We start from the raw sequence: 13,805 nt of genomic DNA, 5'->3' as shown, positions 1-13,805 counted from the left end.
CAACCTGGACAAAGTGTCCGATCACGGCTGCGGCGGTCGGTAAGTTCGCGGTGGTGACCACTCCCGCGCGCGGCGATCTGTGACCACGCCGGCGGGTCGACGGTGGGGCGGTGAGGGTGCCGCCACCGATGACGAACAGGCCAGGCACAAGCTGCTCGACGCCGGCGAGAGGTGCATTGCTCAGCGCGGGGATACGCAGATCCGGATGGTCGAGGTCGCCGACGAGGCCGCGGTCGCCCGCTCGACGCTCTACCGCTATTACGCCACCCGCGACGACCTGCTGCTCGCACTGGTACTGCGGCGCATCGACCGCGCTGCGGCACGGTGGGTGGCCGGACTACGCCGGCCCCGCGACGCCGCCGCAAGCATCCGCGAGTTGGTGCTGCACCCGGTGACCGCGGTCGACGGGGACCCGGTGAACCTGGCGTTGTATTCCGGTGACCGGGGCACGCTGATCTCGGTGCTCGACGAGGGCACCGACGCGATCACGGCCGTGCTGGCCGGCCACGTGGGACCGCTGTTCACGCAATGGAAGCGCGACGGCCAGCTCCATCCCGATCTCGACCTGCGCGAAACGATGCAGTGGATATCGGCGACCACCTCGTTTCTGCTGAGCAGTCAGTGGCGGCACCGAGCACCGTCGGCCCACCGCAGGTTCGTCGACCGTTATCTGCTGCGCGCGCTGCTGGTGTGAACACCGCGCATTCGACGCGCGGGATGACTCCTCACGGCGGGTAGGGCAACCCGAATTCGTCGGCGAGCAGGCTCTGCACGATGATCATCGCCGCCTGCGCCCCGGCCGCTGCGGCCCCGGCGACGTAGGGCTGTTCGGTGCACACGTCGCCGGCCGCGAACACCGTCTCCGTGCTGGTGCGGTGCAGTGGGTCGACGCCGATGGTGTCGACCGCCAAGGGCCCCGGCGTGCACGCCGCGCCGAGTTCCTCGGCCAGCCGCGAACGCTGACGCAGCGGAGCCTCCACCAGTAACCCGTCCCGGGCCAGCCGAGCACCGTCGGTGAACACGACCTCCGAGAGTCGGCCGTCGCGGCCGACCAGCTCGGTCACCCGCCGCTCGTCCACTGACACCCCGGCCCCGGCCAGCAGCCGGTGCTGATCCCCGTCCAGGCCGGCGGGCCCGTCGGTCAGCAGCACCACGTCGTCGGACCAGCCGCGCAGCATCAGCGCGGCATGCACACCCTCCTCGCCGGCGGCCAACGCGGCCAGCCGCGAGTCGCGCACCTCCCAGCCGTGACAGAACGGGCACTGGAAGACGGTGGTGCCCCACATCTCGGCAAGCCCCGGCAGGTCCGGCGGGTTGTACTGCATCCCGGTCGCCAGCAGGATCCGGCGGCCCTGCACGGTCTGCCCGTCGTCGAGCTCAAGCGCATACCCGCCGTCGATCGGCTCACCGCGCAGCGCGACGCCGCGCCGATACTCCACCGTGGGGTAGGCCGCCAGCTCGCGGCGGCCCCGGGCATACAGCTCGGCCGGCGACAACCCGTCGTGGCCGAGCAGGCCGCCGATGCCGGTGGCGGCGAGGTTGCTCTGCTGGCCGGCATCGACGACCAGCGTGCGTCGCCGCGCCCTGCCGAGGACCAGGGCGCCGGACAGACCCGCCGCCCCCGCCCCGACGACGATGCACTCCCATTCGTTCACGGCGATTACATTTCCCGTCAGCCCCACCCCAAACCCGACCGACCGCGCCACGGGAGGCACTCGTGAGCCTGTATAAGGAAAGACGTGGACGTGCGGGCCCGCAACAACGTGGAGATCGTCGGTCAGCCGACCGGTCCGACGCTGGTGCTCGCGCACGGATTCGGATGTGACCAGACCCTGTGGCGGCGCGTCACGGGCCCGCTCGGGGCGCGTTACCGCCTGGTGCTGTTCGACCATGTGGGTTCGGGTGGTTCCGATCCCGCAGCCTGGGACGCCACCCGCTACTCCGACCTCGAGGCCTACGCCGACGACGTCCTCGATCTCATCGACGGTCTGCATCTGAGCGACGTGGTCTTCGTCGGGCACTCGGTGGCGGCGATGATGGGTGTGCTGGCCGCCAACCGGCGTCCGGGGGCGTTCACCAAGCTGGTGCTCGTGGCGCCGTCGCCGCGCTATCTCGACGACGGCGACTACCGCGGCGGGTTCACCCGAGCCGACATCGACGAGCTGCTCGAGTCTTTGGAGAGCAACTATCTGGGTTGGGCGCGTGCCATCGCGCCCACAATCATGGGCGTCCCGGAACGCCCCGAACTCGCCGACGAACTGGCCGAAAGCTTCTGCCGCACCGACCCGGCGTGCGCGAAAGTCTTTGCGCGCGCGACTTTCCTGTCCGACAACCGCGCCGACCTGCCTCGCGTACGGGTGCCGACGCTGGTGCTGGAATGCGCCCACGACACGATCGCCCCGGCCGGGGTGGGCGCATTCGTGGCCGACCGGATTCCCGGTGCCGCCCTTCGCACCGTGGACACCAGCGGGCACTGCCCGCAGGTCAGCGCCCCCGACGCGACCGCCGACGCGATCATCGCGTTCGTCGACGGGGCCCGGTGACCGATCCGGGGGCGTACCCGGCCGGGCACGCCGAGGAGTTCTTCGACCGGGCGCCGTGCGGCCTGCTGACCGCGACGTGGGACCGCCGCATCATCGCGGTCAATCGCACGCTGGTCGACTGGATGGGGTCTGCGCCCGACGACCTGGTGGGGCGTACCTTCACCGAATTGTTCAGCGTCGGCGGGCGCATCCACTACGAGACCCATTTCGCACCGCTGCTCAAGATCAACGGGCGCATCTCGGAGCTGGCCGTCGATCTGGTGGCCCCGGACGGTACCCGGCTCCCGGTCTTGGTCAGCGCGAACCTCGATGGGTCGGTGGATGATTCGCAGCCGTTGATCCGGATGGCGTTGCACGACGCGCGCGGCCGCAGGTCCTACGAGCGCGAGCTGCGGGAGGAGCGGCGCCGCGCCGAGGCGGGCTGGGCGCGCGCCGAGGAACTCGCGGCGACGCTGCAACGCTCGCTGCTGCCGCCGTCGGTGTCGGCGCCCGCGGGCGTGGACGCCGCGGCGCACTATCACGCCGCGGCCGACGACGTCACCGGTGACTTCTACGACCTGTACCCGCTCGCCGCGGACCTGTACGGCTTCTTCATGGGTGACGTCGTCGACAAGGGTGCGTCGGCGGCCATGCTGACGTCGTCGACCCGCTACACGTTGCGGGCGGCCGCCGTCGTCGACGACGACCCGGGTCTGGTGCTGCACACGTTGAACACGGTGCTGCTGCAGCAGGCGATCGACGAGGGCTTCGTGCTCACCACCGTGATCGTCGGCACGCTGCAACTCACCGACGAGGGCGTCGAGGTCCGCCTGGCCAGCGGCGGGCACCCGCCGGCGCTGCTGATGCACGCCGACGGCCGGGTCAGCGAGGTCGACACCCGGGGCGGACAGGCCGTCGGGATCACCGCGAACGCGTCCTTCGTCGAGACCCGCTTCGTGCTCGGGCCGGGGGACACCCTGCTGCTCTACACCGACGGCCTGACCGAGGCGCGTACCGGCCGGGGGCCGTCCCGGTTCGACGACGACGGCGGCCTGCTGCGGTTCGTCGGCGAGCACGCCCCGGCCTCGGCGCACGAGATCATCGCCGCATTGACGGATCTGTTGAGCCGGCTGGGCGCCTACGTCGAGGACGATGTCGCGCTGCTGGCATTCGGGGTGCCGGCGTTGCGGCGCTGATCGCCGAGGTACCCGGCCATCTCGGCGGCGACCGGTCCGGCGTGCTGCCGCAGCGCACGCAGCGGGCCGATCAGGGGTTCGTCGTACCCGAGGAACCACAGGCCCGGTGCCGCGCAGCGGACCCCGTTGTTGACGGGAACGCCGGAGTCATCGAGCACGCCGAGATGGCCGACGAGCGGTTCCAGTCCCCGGCGGTAGCCGGTGGCAGCGATCACGACGTCGGGACGCACCTGGCTGCCGTCGGCCAGCACCACACGGTCGCGGCTGAATTCGCGCACCGCCGCGACCACCTGAATACGCCCGTCTTTGATGCGTGGCACCAGCTCGTCGGCGAGCGTCGGAACGCGATGCTCCTCGAGGAGCGCGGTGTAGATCCCAAGGCGTGGCGGTGGAAGTCCGGCCGCGCGCAGGTCGCCGAACCACACGCGGCGCATCACCGCCGCGGCTGCGTCGAGCACAGCCGCCGGCAGCCGTGTGAACAGCGGGCTGAACGCGTCGACGGGAATGCCGGCCGCGGCCCGCGGCACCAGGTGCGGGGGCGTGCGCACAGACATTCGGACACGCTGCGCGACACCATTACTGAGCTGCAGTGCGATGTCGGTGGCCGAGTTGCCCGACCCCACCACCAGGACGTCGCAGCCGTGCAATGCCGCGGCGTTGCGGCACTCCGCCGAGTGCAGCAGCCGGCCGGTGAATTCGTCGCGACCCGGCCACTGCGGTGTCCACGGCGTGTGGTAGTTGCCGGTTGCAACCAGAACTGCTGATGCACAATATGATTCATGACCGGTGTGGATCAGCCACCGGCCGCGGTGGCGCTCCAACCGCTCGACGGTCACGCCGAACCGGGTACGCAGTCCTTGCCGCCTAACGTAGTCGTCGAAGTACGCGACCATGTCTTCGCGGCCGGGCCAGCGGCCGTGCTGCAGCGGGATCGGTTGTCCGGGAAGATGGGACCAGAACCCGCAGGTGTTCAATCGGAATCCGTCGTAGCGGGTGCGCCACGACCAGGCTGGGGCGCCGGCGCGGTCGAGGACCAGTGCGTCGATGTGCTGGCCGTACTTGAGCTGACGTGCCACGGCCAGACCGCTCGGACCGGCGCCGATCACGACGACCGCCTCCTCGATCGGGTCCGGCGGCGTCACGGCAGGTGACGGGTGGTCAGCTGCCCGTCGGTGAGGTCGCGACGGAGCTGTTCGAGCATGGAACGCCGGCGCAGCGGCGGGCTCTCGGCGTAGGCCTGCTGGGCGACGCCGGTCAGCACGTCGGACAGCGCGGCCATCGAGGACCACTGCGGGCGCCAGTCGAGCTCGGCACGTGCCCGCGCGCAATTGAGCAGCGGCACCGTGAAGGCCATGTCCAGCCAGCCGCGGTCGATGGGCTGCACACGGGTACGCCAGCTCAGGTCGACCAGCGTGCCCAGCAGTCCGGACGGGATGTGAATCGGCTTGGCGTGCATCACCTTTGCCACACCGTCGCGTGTCAGGGGAGGATCGGCGGCCAGGTTGAACGCGCCGGTGGCCTTACGCTCGACGGCGCTGAGCACCGCGGCTGCGACGTCGTCGGCGTGGACCAGGGGAATGCACAGCGCGCGGTCGACCGGCAACACCGGCAGCAGCGGCACCGCCAGCGTGGGCAGGAAACCCGGCAGCGCGTAGCGCATCAGCCCGCTGGCGGCCGCGCGCTGCACGATGAAGCCGGGTCGCATCCGGGCGATCGGCACACCGCCCTCGCCGCGGTCGCTTTCGTACTCGTCGAGCACCGCCTCGGCCTCGGACTTGTGGCGGCTGTAGGGCGAGGAGGGGATGCCCGAGGTGGGCCAGGACTCGTCGATGCGCTGACCGTAGCGTCCGGCCGCGTAGGTGCCGACCGACGACATGTGCAGCAGCTGACCGACGGAGGTGGCGTCGGCCGCGTCCAGCACCGCCGTGGTGCCGCCCACCCCGACGCGGTGCAGATAGTCGACGTTGCGGGTGGGCTGAAAGCCCCACGCCAGATGCACGACCGCGTCGGCCCCGTCGAAGACCGGTCGTAGCTGGGCGGCGGCGTCGTCGGCGGCCAGATCGATGCTGTGCCAACGCACGTGCTCGTAAACGCCGACCGGCCGCGGCGGCCGCCGTACCACCCCGACCACGTCATGGACGCCCAGTCGGGTCAACCGGCGCAGCAGCGCGGTGCCGACGTTGCCCGAGGCGCCCGTGACGACGATGCGCATGGGTCAGCTGACCGCTGCGGCCGGATCGGGGGCGGCCAGATCGGGGGCGGTCGACTGGGATTGGTTGTTGCGGCGGCGGGCCATCACGACACCGGCGCCGAGCACCCCTGCGGTGGCCAGGACTGCGGGCCAGAACAACATCTGGGCCAGCGCGACCCGGCGCTGCACCTTCAGTCCGGTTCGGGCCAGGGAACGGGTTCGTCCGGTGACACTCATGAGCGCTCCTTTCAAGCGGCTGCACCGGCGGTACCCGGGGTCTGTGCCGGTCAAACGACGCCGCGTGATCGTGCCCGTCAGCCGCGGCGACCGTGCGACCGGCGCAGGAGCCGGCCCCGCGCCCGGTCTCTGCGATCCTGCTCGGTGAGCTTGTCGATCGCAGCGGTGTCGCGCAGCGGCAGCTTGAGCGTGTCCTCGGCCGGGATGCCGGCCTGCAACTGCCGGCCGCGCTCGAGCTCGGCGTCGATCTCCGCGCCGAAGAGCAACGCCAGGTTGGTGATCCACACCCACAGCAGGAACACGATGACGCCGGCCAACGCGCCGAAGGTCCGGTCGTAGCTACCGAAATTCGCCACGTAGAGACCGAACAGCAGCGACGCGACGACCCAGACCACGATTGCGATCGCCGCGCCGACGCTGATCCAGCGAAATCGGGGTTGCTTCACGTTGGGGCTGACCCGATAGAGCATCGCCACGCCGAGCACGACCAGGGCCAGTACCACCGGCCAGCGTGCGATGTTCCACACCGTCAGGCCGGTGGTGCCGAGACCGATGTAGTTGCCGACCGCTTCAGCCACGGGCCCGCTGACGGCCAGCAGGAACGCGACCGCGGCTGCGATGATCAGCCCGGCGAACGTGATCAGGAGCTGCTGCACGCGCAGCTTGACCGCGGAGCGGCCCTCCTCGACTTCGTAGATGCGGTTCATCGCGCGTCCGAACGCGCCGACGAAGCCCGACGCCGACCACAGCGCGCCGAGGATGCCCGCGACCAGTGTCAGCCCGGCGGACGGTGAACTGGCGATCTGCTCGATGGGCTGGCGCAGGGTGTCGACGGCCGCTCCCGGACTGACGTCATCGACGATCTGCAGGATCGCGTCGGCGGTGCGCTGATCCTGACCGAAGACCCCGAGCAGCGACATCACCACCACCAGCGCCGGGAACAGCGACAGCACCGCCCAGTAGGTCAGTGCCGCCGCCAAGTCCATGCACTGGTCCCGGCTGAACTCGCCGATCGTCTGGCGCAGCACGAAGCGGACCGACGGGCGGGTCAGCTCGGTCGGTGATTGCGGCTTGACCGGGTCGTCGGGATGCGGGACCGGCTCCTGCGACGTCGGAGCGGTGCGGGGGACGCGTCCGTCGTCGCGGCGTACCGGGGGTTCGGCCTGCGCGCCGGTGCGGGAGCGGCGCAGGGTGGTCACCGCGCCGGTGGCCAGCCCCGCGAGGAACGCACCGATGACCGGGCCGGTCTTGCGTCGCGGTCGGACCCGGTGTTGGCTCGCGGACCCGCTGGACTGGTACTGCATGCGGCGTTGATGCCCCCGTCGGCGACGCCCGAAACGCAGCACCCGCCGCGAAAGTGCACCCGAAGTAGTGCGGCGTGCGGTTTCAGAATGCGTACCGGATACGGCAGTCCGGCAGGGTGGTCGCGATCAGATCGCGCAGCTGGTCCACCCACCGGCCCTTCCACGGGCTCTTGTAGCGGACGTTCCACTGCCCGTTCTGGCTGCGCTTGGCCTGCTGCAGATCCGGTCGCCACAGCAGCTCTTCACCGGTGGGATGCCACCCCAGATTCACGTCATGCAGATCCTGGTTGTGGGTCAGGAAGATTACTTCGGCGGCGAGCTGGCGCCGCGTGCGCACGGTGGTGCCGTCGGCGATCTGCTGCAGCAGCTCCGCCCAGTCCGCCAACCAGTTCTCGTGCACCACAACCGGGCTGAAGTTCAAGTGCACCTCGTAGCCGGCGTCGACGAAGTCGTCCAGCGCGGCGATGCGGTCGCTGATCTTGGACGTGCGGACGTCGACGACCCGCGACGTCTGTTCGGGCATCAGGCTGAACCGTATCCGGGTGCCGCCTCGGGGCTGGTAGTCCAGCAGCGCCGGGTTGACCAGCTTGGTGGCGAAACTGGCTTTGGCGTTGGGCAGCCGGCCGAACAACTCGACCAGGTCGGCGACGTTGTCGCTGACCATCGCGTCGGCCGAGCAGTCGCTGTTCTCGCCGATGTCGTAGACCCAGTCGACCGGATCGCACTGGTTCGGTTCGGGTTTGACGCCCTGGCGGGCGGCGTGGCGTTCCAGGTAGCCGGTGATGCGTTCGATGTTGGCGAACACCGTGATCGGATTCGCGTAGCCCTTGCGGCGCGGCACATAGCAGTAGGAGCACGCCATCGCGCAGCCGTTGGCTGTCGACGGCGCGATCCAGTCGCTGGAGCGCTCGTTGCGCCGGGCGGACAGGCCCTTCTTCTCGCCGAGCACCAGCACCTCACGTTTGATGCGCACCCAGTCCTCGACGTTGCCGGCATTGCCGTACAGGCCCGGGTTGGCCTGATGCGACGGGACCTCGATCCGTTCGGCGGCCGGGAAGCGGGCCAGCACCTGCTGGGCGCGCGGGAATCGTTCGATGTCCGGCTCGTGGTAGATCCGCGTGATGTCCAGCAGCCGGCCGGCCAGTGCAGGCGGAGTCCGACGGGTCATGGGAGGACAACGCGCGCTCGAGGGCATCGGTTCCGCGGTTTGTCGGCCGCCGGAACGGGCACCCGACCCCCGAGGACCGCCGATCAGGAGGCAAACGACATGGCGAATCCGACGGCCGATCACCGGGCCGAACCCAGCGTCGGAGAGCTGATGACCCAACTCTCCGCGCAGACCTCCCGCCTCGTGCGCGACGAGATGCGGCTGGCACAGAAGGAACTGCAACAGTCCGTCCGGCATGCCGGCGTCGGAGCCGGGCTGATCGGCGCGGCCGGGGTGCTGGCGGTGCTCGGGCTGGCCACGCTGATCGCCGCGGCGGTCGCCGCACTGGCACTGGTGCTGCCGGTGTGGGCGGCGGCGGTGATCGTCGCCGCGGTGTTGTTCGTCGCGGCCGGTATCGCGGCGCTGATCAGCAAGAAGCAGGTCGAACAGGTACCGCCGCCGGCCGCGGAATCTGTCGACAGCGTCAAACGCGACATCACCGAGATCAAGGAGGCCCGCCATGGCCGGACCTGAGCAGCGGCCCGAGCCGGGACCCGACGCCGGCGTCGACGAGCTGCAGGCCGATATCGAACGCACCCGCGAGGAACTCTCCGACACGGTGAGCGCGCTGTCGGACAAGTTCGACGTCAAAGGCCGCGCGCAGCAGAAGGTCACCGACACCCGCGAGGCGGTCACCCAGCGCAGTCACGACGCGGTCAGTACCGCCAGGGCCAAGCCCGCGATTCCGGTGGGCGTGGTCGTCACCGCCGTGGCCGCCGTCGCCCTGGTCATCTGGCTGCGTCGCCGCTAGCGCGGCCGCCCGGCGTCAGGTTTCGTCGGGTTCAGTGATCTCGGGAGCGATCTCCCGAGTCGCCATGCCGCCCTCCCGTCCGTGGTCCTCGGGTCCGGGACGGCCGCCCTGCGGCTGTTCGGTCTGCTCGTCCGGCGTGCGTGCCATCGCTGCTCCTTCGGTCGTCACCGCGGATACCCGCGAAGCGCACGACTCAGTCCATCCGGCCGGCGTCGACCATCCGGATCTCCGCGACACCGGCCTCGTCGGACGCGTCGAGGTCGACGTCGACCTCGAAGCCCCAGTCGTGGTCGCCCGCAGGGTCGTCGAGGATCTGCCGCACCCGCCAGGTGCGTGGGCCCCGGTCGAAGATCAGCAGCGCCGGACCGCGAGCATCGGCGCCGGTGCCCACGTCGGCGTGCTCGGTGAAGTAGGCGGTGCCGACCTCCTCCCAGCGCTGCGCCGTCCATCCGGAATCCGCGTCCAGGCGGCCGAGTTCGTCCCAGCGGGCCAGGGCGAACAACTCGACCCGACGGAACAGCGCATTGCGCACCATTGCGGTGAACGCCCGCTCGTTGCCCGTCAGCGGGCGGGGCCGGGCCGGGACCGTCACCGGGGCGACCTCCGGGTGCGGGCTGGTCAGCTGCTCCCATTCGTCGAGGAGACTGGAGTCCACCTGGCGCACCAGCTCGCCGAGCCATTCGACGATGTCGGTGACCTCCTCGGTGCGCGCGGCCGCCGGTATTCCCGACCGCAGTGCCTTGACCGCATCCGACAGGTAACGCAGCACCGCGCCCTCGGAGCGGGTCAGCCCGTAGAGGCTGACGTACTCCTGGAAAGTGCTTGCCCGCTCCCACATCTCGCGGACCACCGCTTTCGGTGCGGGGTGAGTGTCACCGGCCCACGGATTGCTGCGGCGGTACACGTCGAAGGCGTGCTCCAATAACTCCGCCAGCGGTTGGGGGTAGCTGACCTCGTCGAGCAACTCCATACGCTCGTCGTATTCGATGCCGTCCGCCTTCATCTGCGCGATGGCCTCGCCGCGGGCCTTCTTCAGCTGCGCGGCCAGGATCTGGCGCGGATCCTCCAGCGTCGCCTCGATCACCGACACCACGTCGAGCGCGTAGGTCGACGCCGCCGGGTCGAGCAGCTCGATGGCGGCCAGTGCGAACGTCGAGAGAGGTTGATACAGCGCGAAGTCCGGCGGCAGATCGACGGTGAGCCGGTAGAAGCGGCCCGCGGGGTCGTCGACACGTTCCAGCACCCCGGCCTGCAGCAGCGAGCGGGCGATGCCGACCGCCTCGCGGATCAAGGCCAGCTGGCGCTTGCGCGGTTCGTGGTTGTCGGTCAGCAGCCGGCGCATCGCAATACACGGATCACCCCGCTCGGCCCCATACCCCTTCGCTTCGCTCGCCCGGTCCTCATCCCCCGTCGCTTCGCTCGCCCGGGCCACCACATCGAGGATCATCGCCGTCGACACCCGCATCCGGCTGACCAGTGGCTCGGGCGTGGCGTCGACCAACTTGGTCATGGTGGCCTCGCTCCAGGGCACCATGCCCTCGGGGACCTTGCGACGCACCAGTTTTCGGCGCTTCTTCGGATCGTCGGCGACCTTGGCGAACTGTTTGAGGTTCTCCACCTCGTGGTCGGGTGCCTGCACGACGACGGTGCCGACGGTGTCGAAGCCCGCTCGGCCCGCCCGCCCGGCGATCTGGTGGAACTCGCGCGCGTTGAGCAGACGCGTCCGGGTGCCGTCGTACTTGGACAGTGCCGAGAACACCACGGTGCGGATCGGCACGTTGATTCCGACCCCCAACGTGTCGGTGCCGCAGATCACCTTGAGCAGACCGGCCTGGGCCAGCTGCTCGACCAGACGCCGGTACTTCGGCAGCATGCCCGCGTGGTGCACACCGATCCCGTGACGGACCAAGCGCGACAACGTGTTACCGAACGCCGAGGAGAACCTGAAGTCGCCGATCGCATCGCGGATCGCGACCTTGTCCTCCTTGCTGCTGACGTTGACGCTCATCAGAGCCTGCGCTCGTTCCAGCGCCGAGGCCTGCGTGAAGTGCACGACGTAGACGGGCGCCTGCCCGGTGTCGAGCAACTCGCCGATGGTCTCGTGCATCGGGGTGGTCGCATACGAATAGAACAGCGGCACCGGCCGTTCGGCGTGGGCCACCAGAGCGGTGGGCCGGCCCGTGCGTCGTGTCACGTCGGCGCGCAGCGCGGTGACGTCACCCAGGGTGGCCGACATCAGCAGGAACTGGGCGCGCGGCAGCTCGAGCAACGGCACCTGCCACGCCCAGCCGCGGTCCTGATCGCCGTAGAAGTGGAACTCGTCCATCACCACCATCGCCTCGGCCGTGGGCGCGTCGGCGCCGCGCAGGGCGATGTTGGCCAGCACCTCGGCGGTGCAGGTGATGATCGGCGCGTCGGCGTTGACGGCGGCATCGCCGGTCAGCATGCCGACGTGCTCGGCGCCGAACACGTCGCAGAGCGCGAAGAATTTCTCGCTGACCAACGCCTTGATCGGCGCGGTGTAGTAGCTGCGCCGGCCCGCGGCCAGCGCCGCATAGATCGCGCCGGTGGCGACCAGCGATTTCCCCGAACCCGTCGGCGTCGCCAGCACCACATGCGCGCCGCTGAGCAGTTCGATCAGCGCCTCCTCCTGCGCCGGGTAGAGCGTGGTGCCCTGCTCGGCGGCCCAGGCGGCGTAGGCGGTGAACAGCGCATCGGGGTCGTCGGCGAGGCCGGTCGGTGCGCTCAGGTCCATCGGGCCCACTTAACCACCGTGGCCGGCCCGACTTGTTCCGATGCCATTGGCCTCGTAATCTGACCGCCCGGAGGAGAAGGAGGCCACGCTGGTGCGCATCGCCGTTACGGGAGGCACGGGATATCTGGGCGCGCACAGCGTGCGCGCGCTGCTCGCGGCCGGACACCAGGTCAAGCTGTTGACCTTGCCGCACGAGGTAGGCAGCCGCGTGGTCACCGAGTTGAGCGCGCTGGGGCAGGTGGACGTCCTGGCCGGGGACGTGCGCGCCGAGGAGACGATCACCGAACTGCTGCGCGACGTCGACGCGGTGCTGCATGCCGCCGGCGTCGTGGGTACCAGCGAGCGGCAGGCGGCGCTGATGTGGGAGATCAACGCCCACGCCACCGAGACGGTGCTGACCCGCGCGGTGGAGGCCGGGCTGGACCCGGTGGTGTCGGTGAGCAGCTACAGCGCCCTGTTCCCGCCGCCGGACGGCGTCATCTCCGCCGACACCCCGACCGCGGCCGGTCGCAGCGCGTACGGCAGGACCAAGGGCTACGCCGACCGGGTGGCCCGGCGGCTGCAGGCGGCCGGTGCCCCGGTCGTGGTGACCTACCCGTCGAGCGTGGTCGGACCGCCGTTCCACACCGAGGCCGGCGTCACGGAACGCGGCTGGGCGCCGATCCTGCGGGCGGGCGTCGCGCCGAGCGTGCGCGGCGGCATGCAGATGGTCGACGTGCGCGACGTCGCCGAGGTGCACGAGCGCCTGATGCGACCCGGTCGCGGTCCGCACCGGTACGTCTGCGGCGGGCACCTGCTGACGTTCGACGAGATGATCGACGCGCTGGAGGCCGGGCTGGGCCGTCGCGTACGCCGGGTGCGGTTGTCACCGGCAACGCTGCGCACCTTCGGGCGCTTCGCCGACGCCGCGGGCCGGTTCCTGCCGCTGACCGACGGCCTGAGCTACGAGGCCGCGTGGCTGCTGACCTCGGCGACCCCCACCGACGACCGCGTCACCACCACCGACCTGGGCGTGACCTGGCGCGATCCGCGCGAGACGATCGCCGAATCGGTGCGCTACCAGTCAGCCCACCGCGGCGGTCAGCAGCTGGGCGATCCGCGCGCGTAACGCCTCGGCGTCGGCCTCGTCGGCGACCGTCGCGGTGAACAGCGCCGCCCCGGCCGCCATCGCCAGCAGCGCCCTGGCGTCGAGTTCGGCCCGCCGGCGCTGCGCCTCGGTCTGCGCGTCGACGTGGGCGACGTAGAGGTCGATCGCCGGCCCGCTGAACGTGGCCCACAGCGTGCTGCGCAGCTGTGCGTTCTCGCGCAACGCCACCAGCAGTCCCGGCACCGCGGCGCGCACATCCGGACGGGCGAACAGCTCGTGGCTGCCCCGCACCAGCCACTCGACCCATCCGTACAGGTCGGTGCCCGAAAACGGGGCCAGATCCGGTGTTTCGCCCAGGATCGCGTGTAACACCAACTCGGCCTTGGAATTCCAGCGACGACCCAGGCTCGCCCGTCCCACGCCGGCCCGGGTGGCCACCAACCGCACACTCAATTCGTCCCAGCCGACGTCGAGCAGCAACTCGCGCGTCACCGCCAGCACCCGCTCGTCGATCGATGCGTCGCGGGGCCGTCCGGCGGCCCGTTGAAGGTTCAT

At 70.4% G+C, this 13,805-nt stretch carries 15 protein-coding genes; 6 read left to right on the top strand and 9 right to left on the bottom strand.

The genetic code is table 11. From position 1 onward, the window contains the following. Positions 1–79: 79 nt before the first annotated feature. A complete protein-coding gene (locus G6N31_RS19900) occupies positions 80–694 on the top strand; it encodes a TetR/AcrR family transcriptional regulator (protein ID WP_098000427.1) in 615 nt (204 codons plus the stop codon). 31 nt (positions 695–725) lie between these two features. On the opposite strand, the gene G6N31_RS19895 is transcribed toward G6N31_RS19900, so the two are convergent. After that, entirely contained in the window at positions 726–1,655 is a 930-nt protein-coding gene (locus G6N31_RS19895) for an NAD(P)/FAD-dependent oxidoreductase (RefSeq protein WP_098000429.1), read from the bottom strand. A gap of 84 nt (positions 1,656–1,739) precedes the next feature. Here G6N31_RS19895 and G6N31_RS19890 point away from each other — a divergent pair, with 84 nt between their 5' ends. Together G6N31_RS19890 and G6N31_RS19885 are read left to right on the top strand one after the other, a co-directional pair. After that, positions 1,740–2,543, top strand: a complete 804-nt coding sequence (locus tag G6N31_RS19890; RefSeq protein ID WP_098000431.1) for an alpha/beta fold hydrolase — start codon at positions 1,740–1,742, stop codon at positions 2,541–2,543. Next, entirely contained in the window at positions 2,540–3,718 is a 1,179-nt protein-coding gene (locus G6N31_RS19885) for a PP2C family protein-serine/threonine phosphatase (protein WP_234815119.1), read from the top strand. The genes G6N31_RS19890 and G6N31_RS19885 overlap by 4 nt, the downstream gene beginning before the upstream one ends. On the opposite strand, the gene G6N31_RS19880 is transcribed toward G6N31_RS19885, so the two are convergent. The 5 genes from G6N31_RS19880 to G6N31_RS19860 form a co-directional block, all read right to left on the bottom strand. Beyond that, on the bottom strand, positions 3,661–4,860 hold the full coding sequence (locus tag G6N31_RS19880) for a flavin-containing monooxygenase (protein WP_098000433.1): 1,200 nt from the start codon (positions 4,858–4,860) through the stop codon (positions 3,661–3,663). The two genes, G6N31_RS19885 and G6N31_RS19880, sit on opposite strands and share 58 nt — an antisense overlap. Next, positions 4,857–5,930 (bottom strand): NAD-dependent epimerase/dehydratase family protein, encoded by a 1,074-nt coding sequence (locus G6N31_RS19875; protein ID WP_098000435.1) that lies wholly within the window; start codon positions 5,928–5,930, stop codon positions 4,857–4,859. The genes G6N31_RS19880 and G6N31_RS19875 overlap by 4 nt, the downstream gene beginning before the upstream one ends. A 3-nt stretch (positions 5,931–5,933) precedes the next feature. Further along, positions 5,934–6,146: a hypothetical protein gene (locus G6N31_RS19870; protein ID WP_098000437.1), complete on the bottom strand. Its 213-nt coding sequence runs from the start codon at positions 6,144–6,146 to the stop codon at positions 5,934–5,936. A 77-nt stretch (positions 6,147–6,223) separates the two neighbouring features. Continuing rightward, positions 6,224–7,450 carry a YihY/virulence factor BrkB family protein gene (locus G6N31_RS19865; RefSeq protein ID WP_098000439.1) on the bottom strand — a complete coding sequence of 409 codons (1,227 nt, stop codon included), beginning with the start codon at positions 7,448–7,450 and terminating at the stop codon, positions 6,224–6,226. A gap of 82 nt (positions 7,451–7,532) precedes the next feature. Next, complete coding sequence (locus G6N31_RS19860) at positions 7,533–8,618, bottom strand: spore photoproduct lyase family protein (RefSeq protein WP_234815120.1); 1,086 nt, start codon at positions 8,616–8,618, stop codon at positions 7,533–7,535. A 99-nt stretch (positions 8,619–8,717) separates the two neighbouring features. Here G6N31_RS19860 and G6N31_RS19855 point away from each other — a divergent pair, with 99 nt between their 5' ends. Together G6N31_RS19855 and G6N31_RS19850 are read left to right on the top strand one after the other, a co-directional pair. Beyond that, the gene (locus G6N31_RS19855; protein ID WP_098000443.1) at positions 8,718–9,131 is read left to right on the top strand and encodes a phage holin family protein; all 414 of its coding nucleotides are present in this window, start codon (positions 8,718–8,720) and stop codon (positions 9,129–9,131) included. Then, positions 9,118–9,408, top strand: a complete 291-nt coding sequence (locus G6N31_RS19850; protein WP_098000445.1) for a DUF3618 domain-containing protein — start codon at positions 9,118–9,120, stop codon at positions 9,406–9,408. Before G6N31_RS19855 ends, G6N31_RS19850 begins: the two co-directional genes overlap by 14 nt. A gap of 15 nt (positions 9,409–9,423) precedes the next feature. Here the strand turns inward: G6N31_RS19850 and G6N31_RS27675 are convergent, their stop codons facing one another. Then, complete coding sequence (locus G6N31_RS27675; protein WP_264033579.1) at positions 9,424–9,555, bottom strand: hypothetical protein; 132 nt, start codon at positions 9,553–9,555, stop codon at positions 9,424–9,426. Positions 9,556–9,601: 46 nt separating this feature from the next. After that, a complete protein-coding gene (locus G6N31_RS19845; RefSeq protein WP_098000634.1) occupies positions 9,602–12,163 on the bottom strand; it encodes a DEAD/DEAH box helicase in 2,562 nt (853 codons plus the stop codon). Positions 12,164–12,254: 91 nt separating this feature from the next. Here G6N31_RS19845 and G6N31_RS19840 point away from each other — a divergent pair, with 91 nt between their 5' ends. Beyond that, positions 12,255–13,271 (top strand): NAD-dependent epimerase/dehydratase family protein, encoded by a 1,017-nt coding sequence (locus G6N31_RS19840; RefSeq protein ID WP_098000447.1) that lies wholly within the window; start codon positions 12,255–12,257, stop codon positions 13,269–13,271. On the opposite strand, the gene G6N31_RS19835 is transcribed toward G6N31_RS19840, so the two are convergent. After that, positions 13,227–13,805, bottom strand: coding sequence for a helix-turn-helix domain-containing protein (locus G6N31_RS19835; RefSeq protein ID WP_098000449.1), 579 nt, complete (start codon positions 13,803–13,805; stop codon positions 13,227–13,229). The genes G6N31_RS19840 and G6N31_RS19835 overlap by 45 nt on opposite strands.

Source organism: Mycolicibacterium duvalii (genome assembly GCF_010726645.1).
Lineage (GTDB): Bacteria > Actinomycetota > Actinomycetes > Mycobacteriales > Mycobacteriaceae > Mycobacterium > Mycobacterium duvalii.
The sequence above is the reverse complement of the archived record's forward strand: the minus strand, read 5'-3'. Positions and strand labels throughout refer to the sequence as shown.

What these genes read in the sequence shown, in the direction of transcription:
- G6N31_RS19875 (WP_098000435.1), bottom strand. Translation starts at nt 5,930, where the DNA reads ATGCGCATCGTCGTCACGGGCGCCTCGGGCAACGTCGGCACCGCGCTG.
- G6N31_RS19870 (WP_098000437.1), bottom strand. Translation starts at nt 6,146, where the DNA reads ATGAGTGTCACCGGACGAACCCGTTCCCTGGCCCGAACCGGACTGAAG.
- G6N31_RS19865 (WP_098000439.1), bottom strand. Translation starts at nt 7,450, where the DNA reads ATGCAGTACCAGTCCAGCGGGTCCGCGAGCCAACACCGGGTCCGACCG.
- G6N31_RS19860 (WP_234815120.1), bottom strand. Translation starts at nt 8,618, where the DNA reads ATGACCCGTCGGACTCCGCCTGCACTGGCCGGCCGGCTGCTGGACATC.
- G6N31_RS19855 (WP_098000443.1), top strand. Translation starts at nt 8,718, where the DNA reads ATGGCGAATCCGACGGCCGATCACCGGGCCGAACCCAGCGTCGGAGAG.
- G6N31_RS19850 (WP_098000445.1), top strand. Translation starts at nt 9,118, where the DNA reads ATGGCCGGACCTGAGCAGCGGCCCGAGCCGGGACCCGACGCCGGCGTC.
- G6N31_RS27675 (WP_264033579.1), bottom strand. Translation starts at nt 9,555, where the DNA reads ATGGCACGCACGCCGGACGAGCAGACCGAACAGCCGCAGGGCGGCCGT.
- G6N31_RS19845 (WP_098000634.1), bottom strand. Translation starts at nt 12,163, where the DNA reads ATGGACCTGAGCGCACCGACCGGCCTCGCCGACGACCCCGATGCGCTG.
- G6N31_RS19835 (WP_098000449.1), bottom strand. Translation starts at nt 13,805, where the DNA reads ATGAACCTTCAACGGGCCGCCGGACGGCCCCGCGACGCATCGATCGAC.